This is a genomic window from Streptomyces lushanensis, assembly GCF_001700515.1.
GTDB lineage: Bacteria > Actinomycetota > Actinomycetes > Streptomycetales > Streptomycetaceae > Streptomyces > Streptomyces lushanensis.
The window spans coordinates 1-20,469 of record NZ_MAUD01000066.1 but is presented as its reverse complement, the minus strand read 5'-3'; the positions used below and the strand labels follow the sequence as shown (position 1 = coordinate 20,469).

The window sequence follows — 20,469 nt, the reverse complement described above, 5'->3', positions numbered from 1 at the left end:
GAATGACGGCGGACAGAGCGGAAGGGAATCCGGCCCATGGCGAGAGCCAGAAGCGAGGAGCGGCGGGCGGAGATCCTCCGCGCCGCCCTCGAAGTGATCGCCGAGCGCGGCTACCGGGGCACGACCCTGGGCGCGGTGGCCGAGCGCGTCGGCCTCACCCAGCAAGGGCTGCTCCACTACTTCCGCTCCAAGGAGGCACTGCTCGTCGCCGTGCTGGAGGAGCGCGACCAGTGGGACACCGGCGGCGGGAGCGGCGGCCGGCAGGGCTGGCGGCTGGAGCTGCTGACCTCGCTGGTCGAGTACAACGCGATGCGCCCGGGGATCGTGCAGACCTTCTCGGCGCTGCTCGGCGAGAGTGTGACGGAGGATCATCCGGCCAGGGAGTTCTTCACCCGCCGCTATGAACAGGTCCGGGGCGAGATGGCGGATGTGCTGCGCGACGAGTTCGGCGACGGACTGCCCGGCGGGCTCACTCCGGAGCGGGCCGCGCCGCTGCTGACCGCCGTGATGGACGGGCTCCAGTACCAGTGGCTGCTGGACCCGGAGTCGGTGGACATGCCGGCGGCGTTCCGCGACTTCCTGACGCTGCTGTGCTCGGGCGGCCCCGGTCCGCGGGACTGACCGGCCGGGTACACGCATCGCGACCCACGGGCCGGTGACCGGAGTTGGGGCCGGTCAGGCGCCATGGTCAGAGGGCCGGTGCGGAGGTGATACTTCCGCCATCCGACGGAAGGACTCCCGTGAGACTCATGAGGCCCATGAGCCGGACAGGTGTCCGCGTGTGGACACGCGGACGGATACGCCCGGAGCTGACCGGACTCGTACTGCTCACCGCCACCGCTCTCACCCTTGCCGCGCCGCCGCCGCTCGCCACCGCCCGCCCGGCCCCGGCCACCGGAACGGCGCGGACCACGACCGCCGGGACCGCCGCTGCCCCCACCGTCGAGGAGCAGCGGCTCGACCGGGCCGTGCCGCGGGAGATCCTGCGGCGCAGCGGTTTCGACACCGTGGCGCCGGAGTTCGTACGGTCGCTGCGCCACGCGGACTCCTACGCCGAGGCGAAGCGGACCGCCGGGCGCCAGGGAGCGCGGCTGTGGCAGCGGGCGGTGGACCGGGCACAGGGCCGCGGTCCCGCCGGCGGTGATCTCAGCCGGGACGACGACCGGCCGCTGTACTGGGCGCGCCTCGGGATGACCCGTGAACTGCGCCAGTGGGAGCCGGAGTTCCCCCTGTCCGAAGCAGCGCGCTCGGCTCTGCTCGGCGCACTGGAGCGCTCGTCGCGCGGCCAGGACTCGCTCACCTTCCCCGGAGGGAAGGCGGTCAGGAGCAAGGACAGGAGCGAGCTCAAGGGCGGCGGCACGGACCGGCGGGGCGTCAGGCGGATCGTGATGACCGGCTTCGATCCGTTCACCCTGGACCGCGACATCCGGATCAGCAATCCGTCGGGAGCGACGGCGCTGGCCCTGGACGGCACGGTCATCAGGACCGCCGACGGTCCGGCCCGTATCGAGACCGCCGTCTTCCCGGTCCGCTGGGCGGACTTCGCGGACGGCACGGTGGAACGGGCCCTGCGCGGCCCGCTGTCCCGGGCCGATCTGTTCACGACGGTGAGCCAGGGCAGGGTCGGCAGGATCGATGTCGAGCGCTACAACGGCGCCTGGCGCGGCGGGTTCGGGGACAACGACAACATCTCCGAGACCGGACTCGTCCCGGTGGGCGATCCGGCCTCGCAGCCGCAGTGGACGGTGACCAGCCTGCCGTACACCGCGATCACGGCGGCGGCGACCGGACGGTTCCCGGTGTACGACAACACCTCGGTGACCGAGATCCCGGCGGGCGCGACGGCTCCGGTGGTACGGCCCGACGGACCGACGCCCGGTTCAGCCGCCCGCGCGGGCGGCGGCGGGGACTATCTCTCCAACGAGATCGCCTACCGGGCGACGCTGCTGCGCGACCGGCTCGGCCTGGACATCCCGGGCGGCCATGTCCACACGCCCGTCCTCCAGTTCGGAGCGGGGAACACCGATCCGGCGACCGGGACGGTGACCGATCCCGCGTTCGTCCAGAACCGGCTGGACATCATCGCCCAGATCAGGGCGATCATCACGGTGGCCGCCGAGTCCTCCTGACACGGCGGGCAGCACGGGCACGGCGGGGCGGTCCGAGGGATCCAGCGGATCCGAGAGACCGGACAAGACCCGGCGGACCCGAGCGGCCGGACCCCGCGGACCCGGGGGCCGCGAAGTCCGGCCGCACAGGGTCTACTTGTCGAGAGTGAGCGGTGCGCCCGCCCCGGGCGCACCCTCGCCGCTCGCCCCGCCGCGTGCCGCCCCGTCCGGCGCGCTCTCCGGCGCCGGCGCCAGTTCCCGGGCCATCAGCGTGGCTCCGGCCACCGCGCCCGGCATCAGGAACACCGCCACGAGCGGTACCAGAAAGGCGAGCGTCAGCGGCACACCGAAGCCGAGGGCCAGCATCCGCCGGCCCCGGAGCATGGCCAGACGCTCCTTCAGCTCGATACCGCGCCGCTGGAGCGCCACCGCCGTCAGCTCCTCCGTCAGGAAGTAGCCGGAGACACAGAAGCCGAGCACGGGGATCACGGTCTGCCCGACCACCGGAATGAAACCGAGCGCGAAGAGCAGGACACCGTACAGCGTCACCCGCACCAGGATCCGCAGGCTGTCGCGGGCGGAGATCAGAAGCTCGCGCCAGAGCGGCAGGCCCGACTCGGGCACCTCACCGCCCTCGGCGCGATCGACCGCCTCCGAGAGCGACTCGTAGAAGGGCTGGCCGACCAGCAGGGTCACGGCCGTGAAGGTGACCACCGCGAGAAAGAGGCCGAGCGCGAAGACGAGTACGGTCAGCGAGCCCCGGAAGAGCCCGAGCCAGGGCGAGGACCAGTCGTCGGCGAACGGAGTCGCCCAGGCCGTGAGATCGTCGGCGCCGTAGAAGAGCGCGACGAGCGCGCCCGCGTACAGCACCAGTGTGACCAGACCGGGCAGCAGCCCGAAACCGAACCACCGGCCATGGCCCGCGACCCAGCGCTGGCCCTTCATCAAGTAGCCGAAGCCGGCCCCGAGATCATGCATGGCGCTCACCCTACCCACGACGTGGACACCCTCTTGTCGTTCGGTCGTACACCCTGTAAACCCTGCTTACCGATCACTGTCGATCGATTCTTCATACCACCGATCACTTCTGATCATTTTCGAAAGCTCGGAGGGTACAGACGCATGGGGATACCCAGACCCGTCCTGCTGACCACCGCCGTTACGGCCGGTGCTCTGCTGCTCGCTCCGCTCCCCGCCACCGCCGCTCCCGGGCATGACGCCCGCCGGACGCACGTCGTACGCGAGAGCGGCGGCCCGTCCTCCGCCGCCGTGGCCGCCACCGCCACCGTCGCCGCCACCGGGAAGTCCTCCGCCGCCGCGCTCACCGCGCTCACCACCCTCGGCACACCCGGTCCCGCGCTGCGCAAGGACGGCGGCTACCCGCGCCGTACGGTCCTCGAAACGCCGCCCGAGAACCCGGCCGACAAGTCGGTCAAGCTCGGTCTCGCCCCGTACCACTCCCTGGCCCCCCGGCTCAACGCCCTCCAGAAGCTGGGCGATCGCGTCAGTGTCGAGGTCGCGGGCCGCTCCGCGGGCGGACACGACCTGTATCTCGTCACCGTCACCGCGCCCGAGAGCGCGCACGAGGCGCGCGAGCAGGAGCGGATGCGCGAGCTGATCGAGGACTCCCCCGCGTCGGCCGCCAGGAACCGCCGGATCGCTTCGGACTACAAGACACCGGTCTTCATCAACAACAACATCCACGGCAATGAGTGGGAGGGCACCGACGCCGCCCTCGAACTCATCGAGGAGCTGGCGAAGGCGAAGGACGGCAGGACGCGCGAGCTGCTCGCCACGAGCCGGATCTATCTCAATGTGACCGCCAACCCGGACGGCCGGATCGCCGGTACGCGCGCCAACGGCAACAACTTCGATCTGAACCGGGACTTCATCACCGGCTCGCAGCCCGAGACGCGCGCCATGCGGCAGATCGCCATCGACAAGCAGCCCGCCGTGATGCTCGATCTGCACGGCTATGTCAACGGCACCCTCATCGAGCCGACGACCCCGCCGCACGGCGAGAACTACGAGTACGACCTCTTCCTGAAGAACACCTACGCCAATGCCCTCGGCATGGAGAAGGCGGTGAACGACCTCGGCTACACCTCCGCGAAGGACGGTGTCGAGCCGCCCGTCATCCCCTTCCGCGACCAGCAGGAGGGCTGGGACGACTGGCCGCCGATCTTCACCCCGCAGTACATGGCGTTCCAGGGCGCGGTGGCCTCGCACACCGTCGAGATCCCGATGCGGGTCAACAACGCCTCCTACGACTCCCTGTCCGTCGAGGAGCTCCGCCGGCGGTCCGCGATCAACACGGACATCGCGGGCGCGGCCATGCGCGCGACCCTCGACTACGCCTACCGCAACCGCGCTTCGGTGATCGCCGACCAGATCGAGACCTTCCGGCGCGGCGCGGCGGGCGAGGCCCAGCGGCCGGTCTCCGAGGAGACGGTGCCGGGAGTGCCGGGCATCGGCCCGGAGGATGTGTACACGACGGAGTTCCCGCGGGCGTATGTGATCCCGGCGGGCGAGGGCCAGCGCTCCGCGACCGCGGCGGCCCGGCTGGTGGACCATCTCATCGCCAACGACGTACGTGTCGAGCGGGCGTCGGCCGGCTTCCGGCTGGCGGGACGCTCGTACCCGGCGGGCTCGTACGTCGTGGACATGCACCAGTCCAAGCGCGGGATCGCCAATGTGATCCTGTCCGAGGGCCGTGACATCAGCGCGGACGTCTCCACGATGTACGACATCTCCGGCTGGAGCCTCGGGCTGCTCTGGGGCGCGAGTGTGGACAAGGTGCGCACGGCCGGCGGCGAACTGCGCGTCCACGGCCGTACGGTCCACGCCGCCGCGCCCACCGGCTCGGTCGCGGGCGGCGGCCGGGGCCACGGCGATCTGCGGCTGCGCCTGGACGACCCGAAGGAACTGACCGCTCTCAACTCGCTGCTGGCGCGGGGAGTGAACGTACGGCGGGCGGCCGACGGTTCCGCGATCGTGCCGTCCTCGGCGCGTCGTCAGGCCGTCGTCCTCGCCGACCGGTACGGCGTGGCCTTCTCCTCGACGAAGGAGAAGGGATCCGGTCCGCTGCACCGCACGCGGGTCGCCGCCGCCGTGACGCCCGGTGAGCTGTTCGGGCTGCGCGAGATGGGCTTCGAGGTGGTGCCGGTCTCGACCGCGGTCCTGAACGCGGGCTTCGACTGGTCCGCCGCCGATGTGCTCTACGTCTCCTCGGGCCTCTCGTACAGCGGTCTCAACCCGGCCGCGCGTGAGGCGCTGAACGGATTCCTCGCCGGTGGCGCGGGAGTCGTCGGACTCGGTTCGGCGGGCGCGTCCTTCAATACGGCGGCCGGCCTGCTGGCCGCCAAGGCGGTCGCGGGCAGCAGTGACGCCAACGGTGTGGTGCGGGTGGCCAACGCGGGCGGTCCGATCACGGGCGGTGCCCTCGCGCACTCCTTCGTCTACGCGCCCCGGTGGTTCACCGACCTCGGCCCCGGAGTGCGGGCCGATCAGTCCTACGCCACCGGCGATCCGCTGGTCTCGGGCCACTGGCGCGCGAACGCGAGCGGTACGGGCGGGCCCTCGGACGCGGCGGGCAGGGCCTCGATCGTGAGCGGAACGTCCGCGCAGGGCGCGCCGGTTGTGCTGTTCGGCACCGAGCCGCTGTTCCGCGACCACCCCAAGGGCGTGTTCGCGCAGCTCGGCCGCGCGCTGCTCGCCTCGGCGAGATAGCACCCGGCAAACGGAGCCCGAGGGCCGGATCCCATGCGGGATCCGGCCCTCGGTCGTTCAGGTCGTACGACGTCATGAACCGTCGTACGGTGCTGTGCCGTGCTGTGCTGTGTCGCTGCGCTGTGCGGTGAACTGCTGTGTGATCAGACGACGGACAGCTCGACCTTGATGTTGCCACGGGTCGCGTTGGAGTACGGGCACACCTGGTGCGCCTTCTCCAGCAGGTCCTTGGCGGTCGCCTCGTCGACATTCGGGATGGACGCCGTCAGCTCGACCTCAAGACCGAAGCCGCCGGCCTCGGTCTTGCCGATGCCGACCTTGGCGGTCACCGTCGAACCGGAGATGTCCGCCTTCTCCCTGCGGGCGACGACACCGAGCGCACCCTGGAAGCAGGCGCTGTACCCGGCGGCGAAGAGCTGCTCCGGGTTGGTGCCGGCGCCGCTGCCACCCATCTCCTTGGGCGGGTTGACGACGACGTCGAGCTTGCCGTCGTCGCTGGAGACACGGCCGTCACGGCCGTTCTCCGCGGTGGCGACGGCGGTGTAGAGGACATCGATCTTCTGGATGCTCATAACGGTGCGTTCCTCCTGTTGTACGCCGTGGCTCGCGCCCACGGACCACGACGGCCTAAGACGAGCCTAACTGTTGAGAGTAACGATCATCTTTCCGGTGTTCGCACCGCGCAGCATTCCGAGGAACGCGTCGAAGCCGTTCTCGATGCCCTCGACCACGGTCTCGTGGTGCTTCAGCTCACCGGAGGCCAGCCAGCCGGCGACGTCCTTGACGAATTCCGGCCGCAGTCCGTAGTGATCGGTGACGATCATGCCCTCGAGGCGCAGCCGCTTGCCGACGGCGAGGGCGAGATTGCGCGGGCCCGGCGTCGGTTCCGTGCTGTTGTACTGCGCGATCGCGCCGCACAGGACGACCCGGCCGAAGGGATTGAGCGCGGAGATCGCGGCTTCGAGATGCTCGCCGCCGACATTGTCGAAGTAGAGGTCGACACCGTCGGGCGCGGCCTTCTTGAGCTGCTCCCCGACCGGGCCGTTCCTGTAGTTGAAGGCCGCGTCGAAGCCGTACTCCTCGATCAGGAGCTTCACCTTCTCGTCCGAGCCCGCGGAACCGATCACGCGGCCGGCGCCCTTGATCCTGGCGAGCTGCCCGGCCTGGTGGCCGACGGCACCGGCGGCGCCGGAGACGAAGACGGTGTCGCCCTCCTTGAGGGAACCGATCTCGAGGAGGCCCACATAGGCGGTGAGGCCGGGTCCGCCGAGCACTCCGAGATAGGCGGTGAGAGGAGCGAGGGAGTCATCGGCCCTCAGGGCGTTCTCAGCCGGGAGCTCGGCGTACTCACGCCAGCCGAGACCGTGTACGACATGGTCGCCGACGGCGAAGCCCTCGGCGCGGGAGGCGATGACCTCGCCCACCGCCGCGCCGTCCAGTGGCCGGTCGAGCTGGTACGGAGCCACGTACGACTTGACGTCGTTCATCCTGCCGCGCATGTACGGGTCGACCGAGAAGTGCAGATTGCGGACCAGGATCCGGCCCTCGCCGGGCTCGGTCACCGGTAACTCGCGCAGGGCGACATCGGTCGGTTCCGGCCAGCCGTGCGGGCGGGCGACAAGATGCCAGGCGCGGCCGGACTCGGGAAGTGCGGTCATGGAGCGGGGCCTCCTTCATAAAACTTCACTACCTGAAAGAATCATGCTCCTTGATATTTCATGCTGTCAAGTAACTGGTTATGCTCGTATCCATGGCCACTCCGCACACAGACCCGCTGAGCCTCGAAGTGATCGAGCTGATCGGCGCCGTCGTGGCCCGCTACTACGAGGAGTACGACCGGGCCGCGGCCGAGCACTCCCTCACGGGCGCACAGGCACGCGTCCTGCGACTCCTTTCCATGGAGCCCATGCCCATGCGCCGGATCGCACAGAAGCTGAAGTGCGAGCCGTCCAATGTCACCGGCATCGTGGACCGGCTCGAAGCGCGCGGTCTGGTGGAGCGGCGTCCGGACCCGGCCGACCGCCGGGTGAAGCTCGCCGCTCCGACGGAGAAGGGCCGGGCGACGGCGACGCTGCTGCGGAACTCACTGGACTTCGCGCGGGAGCCGCTCGCGGAACTGTCCGAGGAGGAGCGCCGGGTACTGCGTGATCTGCTCAGGAGGATGCTGGGCGGGGAGATGGAGTAGCGCGCCCACACGCCGGAGGCTTCGGACGCTCACGCCGGAGGCGTCGGACGCGGTCGCCGATCAGAGGGCTCACCCGACGGGCGCGGGCCCGCAGGGCGCGAATCAGTCGCAGAAGAAGATCCACAAGGTGCAGGAGGTCGTCGGCCCGGGATCCGGCGGGGGCGGCGGAGGCGCCTGTGTCGTCGGGCTCCCCGAGGTGGGCTCTCCGCTGGACGTGGAAGGACCGGGCGTTCCCGGCGTGGTGGAGTCCTCGGGACCGGGCGAGCCGGACACGGACGGATCCGGAGCGCCCTCCGCCGAGCCTTCCGAACCCTCCGGGTCCGCCGAGGCGGCGGGCGGCCCGCTCGCCTCACCGGTCGCCGAGGGCACGGCCTCGCCACTGCCCCCGGGACTCGCCGAACCGGTCGCGCCGGGGTCCGTGGACGGCGTGGGACCCGGATCGTCGGGGGCCTCGGGCCGGTCCGTGTCGTTCCGCGGTCCACCCTCGAAGTCGACCGGGGTGTCCTCCTTGACGGCGGAGGCGCGGTCCTTGCCCGGGGGCTCCAGGGCCAGCTCGGCCAGGCCGAGTGTGGCGAGCGAGAGCAGCACGCCGAAGGTCGCCATGAGGACCTTGCGCCGGCGCTTGCCGCGCGCCCGGCGCGGTCTGCCACGCGTACGGCGGGGCCGGGACTCACCCTTGCGCCGGCGCGAGGACGAGCCGCTCCGCCCGGGGTCCGGCTCCGGGTGGCGGCCGGTCAGTACGACCTCACCGAGTACGAGCTCACCGTCCGGCGCGTCCCCGTACTCTCCGTGATCCTCGGTGCCCTCGCCGTCCCGGTCCGGGCGGCGGCTGTGGGGCGGCCCGGCGGATGGCGGGTCTTGCTGCCTGAGCTCCTCGGCGGGGGTGCCGCATCCGGCGCACGTCAGTGCTCCGTTGAGGTGCCGTTGGCACTGGTCGCAGTAGTCCATGGCGCCCCGCAGATTATGCGGCGGAGGAGCGACGCGCATAGACGAGCCTGTGAGGGTCTTGTGTGGACTGCCGTGTCATGTGTGTCTCCGGCCTTCCCCGGGTACCGGCAAGATGGCGTTATGACGTCCAATGGGCCGTTCGGTCCGCTCGACTTCCAGCTCGTCCTGCTGCGGCGGATGGCCGACCACCGGCCCGAGCTGGTCGATGACGCCCGCCGTGAACTGGGTGTGTCCCTGACGGAGATGCGTGAGGCCAATCGCCGCTGGCAGGCGATGGTCCGCGCGCCACGGGCGCGGGGAGCGCTGTCCCGTTACCGCTCCGTCCTCGGTGAGCCGGAGCTGGCCTTCCGCCGGACCGTCGGCGATCTGGAGTGCGACGCCCTGCTCTGGCCCGTGCCGCTCTGGCCGGGTCTGCGGTTCGAGGTGATGGTGGCGCCGGGCGGGGCCGTATGGAACGAATGGCTGGTACGCGCACCGGGGGCGGCCGGTCCCGAGCTGCGCACGGCCGCGGATCTGCGCCCGTGGTCCTGCACTGTGGACGAGGTGGCGCGGGCGTTCCCGCCCGCCCGGCCGACGGAGGGCGGCGCCCCGACCCGGCTGCGGCTGGCGTTCACTCTCCCGGGCGGCGGTCCGGGCGTCGCGGACTTCACCTGGGGGCTGTTGCAGGACTGGTCCGAGACGCGCCGGGACGCGTAGGCGCGGACGGGGCACGGGCCGCCGGGAGCACCGGAAATGGCGCCGCCGGATGATCCGGACCCGGCCGCAGGGCCAGGTCACGCGCGTCGCGGACACGGCCGCCGGGACCCTCTGGCACGCCGTCAACTCCGTACGCCCGACCGGCGCAACCCAGCGCGCGCCGCGAGGGCCGTCGCAGCACGATGCGAACAGGGCCGGCCGCCGCCGGTGAACCCATCAGCGCTCTCGGGAGACCCTGCCGTGACCGTCAGTCTTGAGCAGTTGCGACGCTGCCACATCGCCGTCGACCTGGGGGCCGCCAGGACCCGGGTCTTTGTCAAAGGAGCGGGGCTCGTCGTCGACGAACCGAGCGTCGCCGCCATGAACACCCGTACCGGCGCGCTCATCGCCGTCGGCGCGCTCGCCGAGCAGATGACGGGCCGTACGCCCGACTACATCCGGGTCGTCCGGCCGGTCTCCGGCGGGACGGTCGTCGACATCGAGATGGCGCAGCGCATGCTCCGTCATCTCCTCGGTGACAAGCTGCGCCGCCAGCTCCGCCGCAAGCCGCGGCTGCGCGCCGCCGCCTCCACTCCGCACGACAGCGACCCGCTCGCGCAGCGCGCCGCCGTGGAGACACTGATCGGTCTCGGCGCGCGCCGGGTCGAACTGGTCGACACCCTGATCGCCGCGGCCGTCGGCTGCGGACTGCCCGTGGAGCAGCCCACCGCCAATATGATCATGGTCTGCGGCGCGGCGACCACCCAGGTCGCGGTCCTCTCCCTGGGCTCGATCGTCACCGCCCAGCGGATCCCGGTCGGCGGGAACGCCATCGACCACGCGGTGATCCAGCATCTGCGTCACCAGCACGACCTGCTGCTGCCCAGCCAGTCCGTACGCCCGCTGCAACTCGCGCTCAGCGACGAAGGCCTCACCGCGCGGGGCCCGAGCACCACCGAGATCCACGGCCGGGACGTGGCCACCGGGGTGGCCCGCTCGGTGCTGGTGAACACCGCCGCCGTGCGGGACGCGATCTACTCACCGCTGACGGCCGTCCTCGACGGTATCGGCAAGGTGCTCAGGGACTGTCCGCCCGATCTGGTGGCCGATCTCGCGGACGGCGGGATCACGATGGTCGGCGGCAGCGCCCTGATGCCCGGTCTCGACCAGATGCTGCGCAACGCGACGGGCATGCCGGTGGCGATCGCGGAGCGTCCCGACATCTGCGCCGTGCTCGGCCTCGGTGCGATGCTGGAAGGGAAGATCCAGCCGATGGTCCTGAACCCGCTGGCCGTGGTCCGCTGACGGCGGAGCCGCCGCTCGGCCGACGGACGGCGGCGTGCGGGGCGGGTGAGAAGACGAGCGGTGCGCGATGAGCGGAGAAGGCGGCGGGAGGGGGAGGAACGGCGGGGAGGAACGGCATCCGGGACCGGAGCCACAAGCGGAGGCGGGGCCGGAGGCGGCGCAGCAACCACGGCCGGAGCAGGAGCCCGGGGCACGGCGGAGGCAGGAGCCACGGCAGCCGCGGGAGCCACGGCCGGAGCCGGGTACGGGTCCCGGGCCGGAGGCCGACGGCATGGCCCCCGAGCCCCTGCTGCCCGCGCTGCTGGAGGCCGTGCTCGGTATCGGCACCGAACTCGAACTGCGGCCCGCGCTCCAGCACATCGTCGACACCGCCACCGAACTCATCGGTGCCCGGTACGGCGCCCTCGGAGTGATCGACCCCGAGCGCGGCCGGCTCACCGAACTGTTCACGGCCGGGATCACCGACAGCGAGCGGGCGCGCATCGGACGGCTCCCCGCCGCGCACGGCGGGCTGCTCGGCGTACTCGCCCGCGACGCGAAGCCGCTGCGGCTGGACGATCTGAGGTCCCATCCCCGGTTCGCCGGCCTGGCGCCGGGCCATCCGCCGATGCGCTCCTTCCTCGGAGTGCCGGTCCAGGTGGACACCGTGGTCCTGGGCAGTGTCTATCTCGCGGAGAAACGCAGCGGTCCCTTCACCGAGCAGGACCAGGAGCTGCTGGGTGTGCTGGCCTCACAGGCGGGCATCGCGATCGGCAACGCCCGGCTGTACGGAGCGGCCCGGCGGCGCGAGCGCTGGATCAAGGGGGCCGCGGCGGTCACCACGGCGCTGCTGCGCGGGGAGAACGCGGCGGACTCGCTGATGACCGTCGCCGAGTCGGCCAGACTGCTCGCCGACGCCTACGCGGGTGTGGTGCTCCAGCCCACCGAGGGAGGCGGGATGGAGATCGTCGCCGCGTCCACGGTCGGCGATCCGGACGGCATCGTCGGTACCGTCATCGAGCCCGGCTCGCCCGTACTGGTCCAACTGCTCGGCGGAGAGCCGGTGTTCATCGAGGACTCGGCCACCGATCCCCGGATGACCACCCCCGTACGGTCCCGTTTCGGGCCGAGCATGATGCTGCCGCTCCAGAGCGGCGGCAAGCTGATCGGCACGCTCGCCCTGCCGCGCCGGCGCGGCGGCCGTCCGTACAGCGCGGTGGACCGGCTGCTGGCCACCCAGTTCGCCTCCCAGGCCGCAGTGGCGCTCGTACTGGCGGACTCCCGGCACAACCGGGAGCAGCTCGCGGTGTACGAGGACCGCGACCGGATCGCCCGCGATCTGCACGATCTTGTCGTCCAGCGCCTCTTCGCGACCGAGATGATGCTGGAGTCGACCAGACGACGCGCCGACACCCCGGAGCTGGACGAACTTCTGAACCGGGCCGTGGACGAGCTGGACTCCACCATCCAGGAGGTACGGACCACGATCTTCGCGCTCCAGCAGCCGCCCGCCGACGCTCCGACGAGCGTGCGCGGGAAGGTGCTGCGCGAGGCGGACGGCGCGGCGGTGCTGCTGGGTTTCCGGCCGTCGGTGCACTTCAACGGCCCGGTGGACACGCTGGTCGGCGAACCGGTGGGCCGCCGGCTGCTGGCCCAGGTGCGCGGCGCCCTCGCCGCCGCCCACCGGCGGGAGGGTGTGACGGCGATCGCGGTCGAGATCGACGCGAACGCGGCGCTGCCGGACGGGACGGCGGGTGTACGGCTGGTCGTCACGGACAACGGCGTGGGCGAGGACGGTGCGCGCGGTACGACGACGGTCTGGGAGGAACCACGTCCGGGGCCGTAGCCGTGAGCCGGCCGCTCAGGCCGGGGCGTGCGAGGCCCGTCCCTCCCGGCACTCACCCGCCTGCCCGTCGGCCCCGCGCCCGTCAGCGCAGCAGGTCCTGGAGCGATGCCGTCAGCCGCGTGGCGAACGCCTCCCGGGTGCCGGAGTCCACCAGGTCCAGGGACAGATACGGATTGAGGTCCTCCAGCTCGACGAGCAGCAGTTCCCCGTCCGGGGCCCGGCAGGCGTCCACGCGCTGTATCCCGTGCTCGAGACCGTTCCAGTCGATGAACCGGCGCGCGAACTCCAGATCCGCCGCGCCCGCCTCGTACGGCTCCAGCTCCCAGCGCCGCGCCGGGTCGGGCGCGTACAGGGCGTACTGGAAGTCCCGGTCGACGAAGTAGAACGAGACCTCGTAGCGGAACGGGATCCGGGGCTGCACCAGAACGTCACCGAAGGCCAGGTCCGCCAGCCGCTCCGCCGGGACGAACTCCATCCCGATCGAGTCCGCGCCCAGCCGCGGCTTCACCACGTAGGTGCCGGCCTCCGGCAGCCGGCCGAGGTCCTCGGCACGGTCGACGGTCGGTATGACCGGATACCCGGCGGCGCTCAGCTCCGCCAGATATCCCTTGCCGGTCATGTCCGCCCTGCCGGTCAGCGGGTTGTAGACCCGGATCCCGGCCGCGCGGGCCCGCTCGCGGAAGGCTTCGTACTCCTCCCGGTAGTGGAGCACTGGCCCGCTGTTGCGCACCACGACCGCATCGAAAGACTCCATCAGCCGTGCGGCGTCGAGAGGGTGGCACAGCGCCACGGCGAAGTCCCGCCGCAGCCGGGAGGAGAGCCGGATGTCCTCGTCGCAGTATCTGCGTCCCTGGGCCTCGTAGCCGAGATCGGTGACATAGAGAAGGGTGGACACGGCGCTCGCTCCCGGTGCGGGTCGGACAATCGGCGAATCGGTCAGGAGAGGTGCCCACGGTACGGGGAGCGCTCGGCCCCCGCGCGCTCAGCTCAGCGCGCAGGAGTTCACCACATCGCCGGAGGCGGGCCTGGCCACCGTACGGCTCGCCGGCGGCGTCGCGCCACGCTCGACCCATCGGGTCAGTGCCTCGAACGCGCTCCGGTAGCAGGGCAGGATCGGGCGCAGCCGGTCCGGAAAGCTGTCGTAGAGGCCGTCGACATGCGTACCGCCCTCGATCGTGTAGTAGCGGTGCAGCGTGGCGCGGTGCTGGTCCTTGATCATGCGCGTGTACACGTCCGAGTCGGTGGCGATCGGCAGCAGCGTGTCCAGCGAGCCCTGGAGCGTGATCATGGGCTTGCCGATCCGGCCGGTCAGCGAGACGCGCTCGACGGCCCGGTGGACGGAGCGCGGCCGGGCCGAGTAGTCGTACGAGGCGTCCGAGGCGCAGGGCGCCAGGATCTCCGCCGTGGTGGAACCGGCCGAGGCGCCGGGGCAGTTGGTGTCGTACGCCGGGTCGAACTCGGCCCGGTACACCTTCTGCGTCAGCCCCCAGTACGCGGTCTGGTGATAGGGCCAGAGGAACTCGCTGCCCCGGGCGAACCCTGCCTCGTACATGCCGTCCGCCCCCGCGCCGCCCGCCCCGTACGCGACCGTGGTGGGCAGATAGGTCAGGAGGTTGGGGCCGCGCTCCGTCCAGAGCACGCCCTCCCAGTCCACCCCTCCGTCGTACAGCTCGGGATGGTTCTCCAGCTGCCAGCGGGTCAGATAGCCGCCGTTGGAGGTGCCGGTCATGTACGTACGGCGCGGGGCGTGTCCGTACGCGCGCTGGACCGCCTTCCTGGCGGCCCGGGTCAGCTCGGTGGTGCGCCGGTTCCATTCCACGACCGCGTCACCGGGCCGGGTGCCGTCGGTGTAGAAGTCGGGCCCGCTGTTGCCCTTGTCGGTGGAGGCGAAGGCATAGCCCTGCGCCAGTACCCAGTCGGAGATCAGCGGGTCCAGCGAGTACTGCTTGCGGGTGCCGGGCGCGCCGGTCACCACCAGCCCGCCGTTCCAGCGGTCGGGCAGCCGGATCACGAACTGGGCGTCGTGCTTCCAGCCATGGGTGGCGTTCAGCCGCGAGGTGTCGGGGAAGTAGCCGTCGATCTGGACACCGGGCACGCCCGTGGGGTTCTCGGTGCCCTTCGCGAAGAGCGGCGACCAGTCGGTGGAGTCGGTGTACCCCGTGCCCGCGAGCGCCGCGGAGGTCAGATCCGGCAGACAGGCCGCGGTCTGGAACTCCGCGCCCGGTACGGAGACCCGGTCACGTGCGGCGCAGTGCGCCGGTGCCGCACCGGTCTCCGAGTCCGGTACGGGGGCCGCCGAGGCGCCGTTCGCCGTGACGGCCAGCAGCATCGCCGCCAGCACGGTGACACCTGTTCTCAGACGCATGGAACTCCTCCGATTGGCTCGACCAGGCCGGTCCATCAATGCCATGGCGCACATCGTCAGCGCCGCATGAAAACCGGGCCATGTGGAGAGCCCATATGTCCCGGCATCAAAAGGTGGAGCCTCAGCCCACCCTGGAGCCGACCGTCGCAGCGGGAGCGTCGCACCGGGAGGACAGGCACACCCACGTCACACACAAATACCGCACACCAACAAGGGGTTAACAGCTTCCCAATGCTCGTCCTCCCATGGCGCCGGGCGCCGGACGTGCTCGTATTTTGTCCACTCATCACGGTTATCCCGGCAGCCGGAGGCGACAGTGGAAGTGGACAGCATTCCGTGGGACGTCATTCTCGCGATTTTCGGTGTCGTGGTCCCGATCGTCGCGGCGCTGTACGAGTTCGTCCTCGTCGGCCGCAAACGCCTCGGCTACCGGATCCAGATGGACACCACCGCCACCGACACCGTCCACTCCGAACACGCCGGAGCGCTCCATCAGTTACGGCAAGGGAACGGCACGCTGCTGGTGGATCCGTCATTCGTCCTGCTGCGTATCGAGAACAGCGGAGCCATCAACATCGACTCCAACGACTATGCCGTCCTCGACGACGACAAGGTCGGCATTCGCGTCAACTTTCCCGGGCGCACGGTGGCCGGAGCGGTGGTGACGGAACTGAGCGACGACTTTCTGCGTCCCTCCTTCGCCGAGGGCCTGGGCCTGGGGGTACGGGACGGCGTCATCGAACTGCCCAAGGTGCCGCTGAACCGTGCGGCCCACTACAAAGTCCTGGCGGCCCTTGAGGCCATACCCGAGGACGGAGGCAGACGCCGCCGTGAAGGGGAGGCGTTCGAGGCTCCCCGGATCGTCGGCGGCATCAAGGGCGGCGTCGGCAGCGGCGGGATACAGGAGACCAAGAGCCGTACCGGCACACCCATTCAGGCCGTCTCGCTCGTCTGCTTCCTCGTCCTGGTCATCATCGCCCAATTCATCGTCTCCGTCAGCGGAACGGAGTCCGCCGTGGACTGCGCCAAGGGAGAACTCACCCTTATCGGGTCCACGGCCTTCCGGCCCGTCCTGGACGACGCCGTCGGCGAGTACCGGACGACCTGTCCGGACGCCGATTTCACCATCGAGACCGAAAGCAGCGGTAAGGGCGCGATCCGGCTGAACAAAGTCGGAGAGGACGACTACGAAGGCCCCGACCTGCTGGCGTTCTCCGACGGAACGGTGTCGGACACAAATCCGATGCTCGTGCCGCGTCCCATCGCTTTTTCCCTCTTCACCCTGGTCGCCAACAAGGAAGCCGGGGTGGCCAATCTCTCGATGGAGCAGATAACGCGGCTCTTCAACGGAGAGATCGCCAACTGGAACGATCCTTCCGTGGGCGGGAGCGACCGGCCGGTCCATCTCGTCGACCGGGAGGGCGGCTCCGGTACGCGAGGAGTCTTCGAGGAGCGGGTCCTCGGTGGTGGCGGTACGGCGACCGACAACTCCGAGGACTGCAAGACGTATACGCACGAGGGCACCAAGGGCGTCATACGGTGCCGGCGGGGCAGCACCGAGGATGTGCTCAATGCCGTCGAGGACACTCCCGGAGCCATCGGCTACAGCGAGATCGGGCTCGCCAAGGCCCATGAGAAGGACCTGACGCTCGTCAGCATCGGCAACCAGCAGGCGAGCCTGGAGGCGGCGGACCAAGGCGTCTACCCGTTCTGGGAGACCGAGTACGCCTATACCTACGGCAAGGTGTCGGCCGATTCCCTGACGGCCAGTTTCCTGCGGTATCTGACGAACGAGGTCGGCAAGGACATCGTGCGCGACCACGGCCACCACCCGTGCGACGAGCTGGAGAAGCCGGTGGTCTGCCGGCCCGTCGAGGAGCCGACGCCGACGCCGAGCCCGTGACGGACGCCGGCCCGGCCCCCTCCGCGCCGGCCGGGTCACCGGCGCGGACCCGATCGGAATCAGAGACGGGCGGCCACCGTGCGGGCCAGGTCCTCGAGAGGCTTACGGGTCTCGTCCGGCGGGACCGAGCGGACGAGACGTATGGAGATCCACTGCCCGGAGGTGCGGAAGAAGACCGATCCGTCCTCCAGATACGCCTCCTCGCCGATCCCGGAGAGCGGGCTCAGCTTGTGTCCGATGCCGCGTTCCGCGTCGAGATAGCTCCGCGCGGAGTCGCCGACGCAGATCTCCACCTGCGCCGAGGGACCGGACGCGAGCCCGGTGTAGGTGCAGGTCTCGTCGAGGGGCTCGGCGGGATTGAGCTTCGAGCCGGCCAGCGCCTCGGCCTCCTGCTGCGAGACGATCCCGCAGGGATCACCGGCCGCCACCGGACCGTCCGACGACTCCGACGGGCTCTCGGCGGGCCCCTGCGGGGGCTCCTCCGCAGGCACGGTCGGGCTCGGCAGATCACTGGCGGTCGGACTCGGGGCCGGGTCCTGGTTCTGGATCGCGTCGCATCCCTGGAGCGCGAGGACCGCGACCAGGGCCAGTGGCGCCATGGCGACGGCCGTCAACGGGCGGACGCGCCCGTCGGTGCGTCTGCCGGAGCGGGTACGAGTACGGGTGCGCGTCATCGGATCAGTCCCCTTGGGCGGCGTGGCGGAGGGCTCTGACAGCCTCTCCGAAGCAGGCGACATCAGGGACGCCCCGAACCGACCGATTGGTTTCCGCCAGACGCAGCTCCGGTGCCCCGGACGCTTCGCCGGGTCTGCGCCAGGTGGCGGCGAGGTTGATCCATGCGGGTGGAGGTGCTCTCCATACGATCAAGGAAACGCCGTCACAAGGAACGATTCAGCTATCGTCCGACACGTACGCCGGTCCGCTCTCCCACGTCGACAAGGAGGTCGCGAGGAATGCCCGAGCTCCCGTTCCCCGCGCCCGCCGTGAGCGCCTGTCAGCCCCCGTCGCCCACCCCTCGCCCGCGAGACCCGGCAGACGACGGAGCGCCCCATCCTGGCCTGATGCCGGCTGGGGCGCTCGAATACCGGTCGGATCGTTTCCTCGAACGTCCGTCCGCGTGGGGCGGGTGGGACTCGAACCCACGGCCGACGGATTATGAGTCCGCTGCTCTAACCGGCTGAGCTACCGCCCCTAACGGCGCGTCGCGCACATTTGTGCGCGCCGTCTGCCGCAGCATAGCCGCTCATACGATCTCCTGCCTCGGATGGTCGGCATCGCCCTGACCTTGAGGACTTCGCTCCGCACCGCCCGGTTCCAGGATTGACGCAGAACAGACGAAAAAGGACCCCGAGGGGTCCTTCTCGCTCTCCTGCTCCCCCGGCTGGACTCGAACCAGCAACCCTCCGGTTAACAGCCGAATGCTCTGCCAATTGAGCTACAGGGGACCGCGCTCCCCCGACTGGACTCGAACCAGTAACCTGCCGGTTAACAGCCGGCTGCTCTGCCAATTGAGCTACAGGGGATTGCTGCGTGTGCACCGAACGTACCTGCCCGGGCCCTCCCGGGCGGCGCACGCTCGCCGCGACACATACATTAGCGCAAGCAGGGGGGTGTTCCGCCAATCGCTTTCGACCCGGGTCACGCCGGGTGATCCCGGTCCCCCACGGGGTAGGCGGAGGGCAGAGACCGACGGTCCGCCGCCGACACCGGGGACCGGGACATCAGGGAAGGGTGGCAGCCATGCGGTACCGCCTCGCATTCATCGCGGGACTGGCTTGCGGATATGTGCTCGGCACACGTGCCGGACGCGAGCGTTACGAGCAGCTCAAGAAGTCGGTGCGCGAGGTGTCCCAGAACCCGGCCGTGCGCAACGCCGCCGAGTCGGCCGCGCAGACCGGCCGCGAGGTCGCGGGCAAGGCGTACCAGTCGGTGAGCGCCGTGGTGGGCGACCGGGTGCCGGACTCCGTGGCCCACCGGGTGCGCTCGCTGCGGGAGCGCAGCCAGAACGGCCAGGACGACTGGGGCACCAGCAACACCTGACCGGTCGGCGCCATACACCCGCGTGCCGTCCCGGCCGCGTCCGCCGCGCCGCGCGTGCGGCAGAATCAAGTGTCATGGGAATAGTCGCCGGGTTGGACAGTTCGTCCGGATTCACACGCGTCCTCGTCTGCGACGCGGACACGGGGGCCGTGCTGCGGCAGGGCTACGCGCCGCACCCGGTCGATCCGAAGGCCACCGAGATCGATCCTCAGGCCTGGCTGCTCTCCCTCGGTGAGGCCGCGTCCGGCGGCCTCCTGGAGGGCGTCCAGGCCATCGGTGTCTCGGCCCAGCAGGACGGCATGGTGGCCCTGGACCAGCAGGGCAATCTCGTGCGGCCCGCGCTGCTCGGCAACGACAAGCGGGCACAGGTGGCCGCCGCTGATCTGGTCGACGCGCTGGGCGGGCGGCAGGCGTGGGCCGAGGCGGTCGGATCCGTACCGCAGTCCAGCCAGCTCGTGGCCAAGCTGCGCTGGATGGCGCGGACCGAGCCGGAGGCGGCGCAGCGCACCGCGCTGGTGCTCCAGCCGCACGACTGGCTGGTCTGGCAGCTCCTCGGCCGGCCTGCGCGCAGCACCACCGACCGGGGCGCCGCGTCGGCGACCGGCTACTGGTCCGCGCGTACGGGCACGTACCGGCCCGATCTCGTGGAGCTGGCGCTCGGACACCAGGCCGCGCTGCCGGAGGTCCTCGGTCCCTCCGACGTCGCCGGAACCACTCCCGAGGGACTGCTGATCTCCGCGGGCACCGGCGAGACCATGGCAGCCGCCTTCGGGCTGGGTGTGGCCGTCGGGGACGCCGTGGTGTCGCTGGGGGCCTCGGGCTCGGTGATGGCCGTGCACCACGAGGCGCTCGCCGATCCGGCCGGAATGATCACCTCCTTCGCGGACGCGACCGGGATGCATCTGCCGGTGGTCCACACGCTGAACGCCGTCAGGGCCCTGCGCGGCACGGCGGAGCTGCTGGGGACCGGGGCGCTGGCCGAGCTGTCCGCGCTGGCGCTCAAGTCCACGCCGGGCTCGTCCGGGCTGGTGTTCCTGCCGTATCTGGAGGGTGAGCGGACGCCTCAGCTCCCGCACACGGCGGGCACGCTGACCGGGCTGCGCCGCGAGTCGATGAAGCCGGAGCATCTCGCGCGGGCCGCGTTCGAGGGAATGCTCTGCTCGCTCGCCGACGCGATGGACGTGCTGCGCGGGCGCGGCGTGGAGGTGCGCCGGGTGTTCCTGCTGGGCGCCACCGCCGCGCTGCCGGCCATCCAGGCCCTCGCTCCGGCGGTCTTCGGCGCGCAGGTCGTCGTACCGCAGCCCGCGGACTACGCGGCACGCGGCGCGGCGGTGGCGCCCAGCAGGAACACCCGGCGCACCTCCACGCCGCGCCCGCGCAGCACGT

Annotated in this window: 17 protein-coding genes and 3 tRNA genes; 10 read left to right on the top strand and 10 right to left on the bottom strand. The window is 70.9% G+C overall.

The annotated features are described in order from the left end of the window. Window positions 1-36 precede the first annotated feature (36 nt). Window positions 37-621 carry a TetR/AcrR family transcriptional regulator gene (locus BFF77_RS05685; RefSeq protein ID WP_066944422.1) on the top strand — a complete coding sequence of 195 codons (585 nt, stop codon included), beginning with the start codon at window positions 37-39 and terminating at the stop codon, window positions 619-621. Between the two features lie 137 nt (window positions 622-758). Then, a complete protein-coding gene (locus BFF77_RS05680) occupies window positions 759-2,129 on the top strand; it encodes a pyroglutamyl-peptidase I (RefSeq protein ID WP_079124869.1) in 1,371 nt (456 codons plus the stop codon). A gap of 132 nt (window positions 2,130-2,261) precedes the next feature. Here BFF77_RS05680 and BFF77_RS05675 read toward each other — a convergent pair whose 3' ends face one another. After that, window positions 2,262-3,086, bottom strand: a complete 825-nt coding sequence (locus tag BFF77_RS05675; protein ID WP_066944420.1) for an EI24 domain-containing protein — start codon at window positions 3,084-3,086, stop codon at window positions 2,262-2,264. A 144-nt stretch (window positions 3,087-3,230) separates the two neighbouring features. Here BFF77_RS05675 and BFF77_RS05670 point away from each other — a divergent pair, with 144 nt between their 5' ends. Beyond that, entirely contained in the window at window positions 3,231-5,837 is a 2,607-nt protein-coding gene (locus BFF77_RS05670) for a M14 family zinc carboxypeptidase (RefSeq protein WP_066944418.1), read from the top strand. A gap of 143 nt (window positions 5,838-5,980) precedes the next feature. Here BFF77_RS05670 and BFF77_RS05665 read toward each other — a convergent pair whose 3' ends face one another. Continuing rightward, window positions 5,981-6,409 (bottom strand): organic hydroperoxide resistance protein, encoded by a 429-nt coding sequence (locus BFF77_RS05665; RefSeq protein WP_066944416.1) that lies wholly within the window; start codon window positions 6,407-6,409, stop codon window positions 5,981-5,983. 66 nt (window positions 6,410-6,475) lie between these two features. Then, complete coding sequence (locus BFF77_RS05660) at window positions 6,476-7,495, bottom strand: NADP-dependent oxidoreductase (RefSeq protein WP_066944414.1); 1,020 nt, start codon at window positions 7,493-7,495, stop codon at window positions 6,476-6,478. Window positions 7,496-7,587: 92 nt separating this feature from the next. On the opposite strand from BFF77_RS05660, the gene BFF77_RS05655 reads away from it, so the two are divergent. Then, window positions 7,588-8,022, top strand: a complete 435-nt coding sequence (locus tag BFF77_RS05655; RefSeq protein WP_066944412.1) for a MarR family winged helix-turn-helix transcriptional regulator — start codon at window positions 7,588-7,590, stop codon at window positions 8,020-8,022. Window positions 8,023-8,124: 102 nt separating this feature from the next. On the opposite strand, the gene BFF77_RS05650 is transcribed toward BFF77_RS05655, so the two are convergent. Next, window positions 8,125-9,009, bottom strand: a complete 885-nt coding sequence (locus BFF77_RS05650; RefSeq protein ID WP_141698367.1) for an SCO2400 family protein — start codon at window positions 9,007-9,009, stop codon at window positions 8,125-8,127. Window positions 9,010-9,090: 81 nt separating this feature from the next. Here BFF77_RS05650 and BFF77_RS05645 point away from each other — a divergent pair, with 81 nt between their 5' ends. The 3 genes from BFF77_RS05645 (at window position 9,091) to BFF77_RS05635 (ending at window position 12,775) form a co-directional block, all read left to right on the top strand. Next, window positions 9,091-9,666: a hypothetical protein gene (locus tag BFF77_RS05645; RefSeq protein WP_066944408.1), complete on the top strand. Its 576-nt coding sequence runs from the start codon at window positions 9,091-9,093 to the stop codon at window positions 9,664-9,666. A gap of 240 nt (window positions 9,667-9,906) precedes the next feature. Then, a complete protein-coding gene (locus BFF77_RS05640) occupies window positions 9,907-10,950 on the top strand; it encodes a rod shape-determining protein (protein ID WP_066944406.1) in 1,044 nt (347 codons plus the stop codon). A gap of 271 nt (window positions 10,951-11,221) precedes the next feature. Further along, window positions 11,222-12,775 (top strand): GAF domain-containing sensor histidine kinase, encoded by a 1,554-nt coding sequence (locus BFF77_RS05635; RefSeq protein WP_066944404.1) that lies wholly within the window; start codon window positions 11,222-11,224, stop codon window positions 12,773-12,775. An 82-nt stretch (window positions 12,776-12,857) separates the two neighbouring features. Here BFF77_RS05635 and BFF77_RS05630 read toward each other — a convergent pair whose 3' ends face one another. Next, a complete protein-coding gene (locus BFF77_RS05630) occupies window positions 12,858-13,670 on the bottom strand; it encodes an ATP-grasp domain-containing protein (RefSeq protein WP_066944402.1) in 813 nt (270 codons plus the stop codon). 87 nt (window positions 13,671-13,757) lie between these two features. Further along, entirely contained in the window at window positions 13,758-15,140 is a 1,383-nt protein-coding gene (locus tag BFF77_RS05625; protein WP_066944400.1) for a tannase/feruloyl esterase family alpha/beta hydrolase, read from the bottom strand. A 322-nt stretch (window positions 15,141-15,462) separates the two neighbouring features. Here BFF77_RS05625 and BFF77_RS05620 point away from each other — a divergent pair, with 322 nt between their 5' ends. Further along, a complete protein-coding gene (locus BFF77_RS05620; RefSeq protein ID WP_066944493.1) occupies window positions 15,463-17,043 on the top strand; it encodes a PstS family phosphate ABC transporter substrate-binding protein in 1,581 nt (526 codons plus the stop codon). A 59-nt stretch (window positions 17,044-17,102) separates the two neighbouring features. On the opposite strand, the gene BFF77_RS05615 is transcribed toward BFF77_RS05620, so the two are convergent. The 4 genes from BFF77_RS05615 to BFF77_RS05600 all read right to left on the bottom strand — a co-directional run bounded on the left by BFF77_RS05615 (window position 17,103) and on the right by BFF77_RS05600 (window position 18,566). After that, entirely contained in the window at window positions 17,103-17,717 is a 615-nt protein-coding gene (locus tag BFF77_RS05615) for a hypothetical protein (protein WP_079124867.1), read from the bottom strand. A gap of 444 nt (window positions 17,718-18,161) precedes the next feature. Beyond that, window positions 18,162-18,235, bottom strand: a tRNA-Ile gene (locus BFF77_RS05610). 180 nt (window positions 18,236-18,415) lie between these two features. Beyond that, window positions 18,416-18,488, bottom strand: a tRNA-Asn gene (locus BFF77_RS05605). Window positions 18,489-18,493: 5 nt separating this feature from the next. Next, a tRNA-Asn gene (locus BFF77_RS05600) sits at window positions 18,494-18,566 on the bottom strand. Between the two features lie 208 nt (window positions 18,567-18,774). On the opposite strand from BFF77_RS05600, the gene BFF77_RS05595 reads away from it, so the two are divergent. Continuing rightward, window positions 18,775-19,083, top strand: coding sequence for a hypothetical protein (locus tag BFF77_RS05595; protein ID WP_079124866.1), 309 nt, complete (start codon window positions 18,775-18,777; stop codon window positions 19,081-19,083). 74 nt (window positions 19,084-19,157) lie between these two features. Continuing rightward, a partial coding sequence (locus tag BFF77_RS05590) for an FGGY family carbohydrate kinase (protein ID WP_066944489.1) occupies window positions 19,158-20,469 on the top strand: 1,312 nt, incomplete at its 3' end.

What these genes read in the sequence shown, in the direction of transcription:
- BFF77_RS05670 (WP_066944418.1), top strand. Translation starts at nt 3,231, where the DNA reads ATGGGGATACCCAGACCCGTCCTGCTGACCACCGCCGTTACGGCCGGT.
- BFF77_RS05660 (WP_066944414.1), bottom strand. Translation starts at nt 7,495, where the DNA reads ATGACCGCACTTCCCGAGTCCGGCCGCGCCTGGCATCTTGTCGCCCGC.
- BFF77_RS05635 (WP_066944404.1), top strand. Translation starts at nt 11,222, where the DNA reads ATGGCCCCCGAGCCCCTGCTGCCCGCGCTGCTGGAGGCCGTGCTCGGT.
- BFF77_RS05650 (WP_141698367.1), bottom strand. Translation starts at nt 9,009, where the DNA reads ATGCGCGTCGCTCCTCCGCCGCATAATCTGCGGGGCGCCATGGACTAC.
- BFF77_RS05665 (WP_066944416.1), bottom strand. Translation starts at nt 6,409, where the DNA reads ATGAGCATCCAGAAGATCGATGTCCTCTACACCGCCGTCGCCACCGCG.
- BFF77_RS05685 (WP_066944422.1), top strand. Translation starts at nt 37, where the DNA reads ATGGCGAGAGCCAGAAGCGAGGAGCGGCGGGCGGAGATCCTCCGCGCC.
- BFF77_RS05645 (WP_066944408.1), top strand. Translation starts at nt 9,091, where the DNA reads ATGACGTCCAATGGGCCGTTCGGTCCGCTCGACTTCCAGCTCGTCCTG.
- BFF77_RS05615 (WP_079124867.1), bottom strand. Translation starts at nt 17,717, where the DNA reads ATGACGCGCACCCGTACTCGTACCCGCTCCGGCAGACGCACCGACGGG.
- BFF77_RS05655 (WP_066944412.1), top strand. Translation starts at nt 7,588, where the DNA reads ATGGCCACTCCGCACACAGACCCGCTGAGCCTCGAAGTGATCGAGCTG.
- BFF77_RS05675 (WP_066944420.1), bottom strand. Translation starts at nt 3,086, where the DNA reads ATGCATGATCTCGGGGCCGGCTTCGGCTACTTGATGAAGGGCCAGCGC.
- BFF77_RS05625 (WP_066944400.1), bottom strand. Translation starts at nt 15,140, where the DNA reads ATGCGTCTGAGAACAGGTGTCACCGTGCTGGCGGCGATGCTGCTGGCC.
- BFF77_RS05680 (WP_079124869.1), top strand. Translation starts at nt 759, where the DNA reads ATGAGCCGGACAGGTGTCCGCGTGTGGACACGCGGACGGATACGCCCG.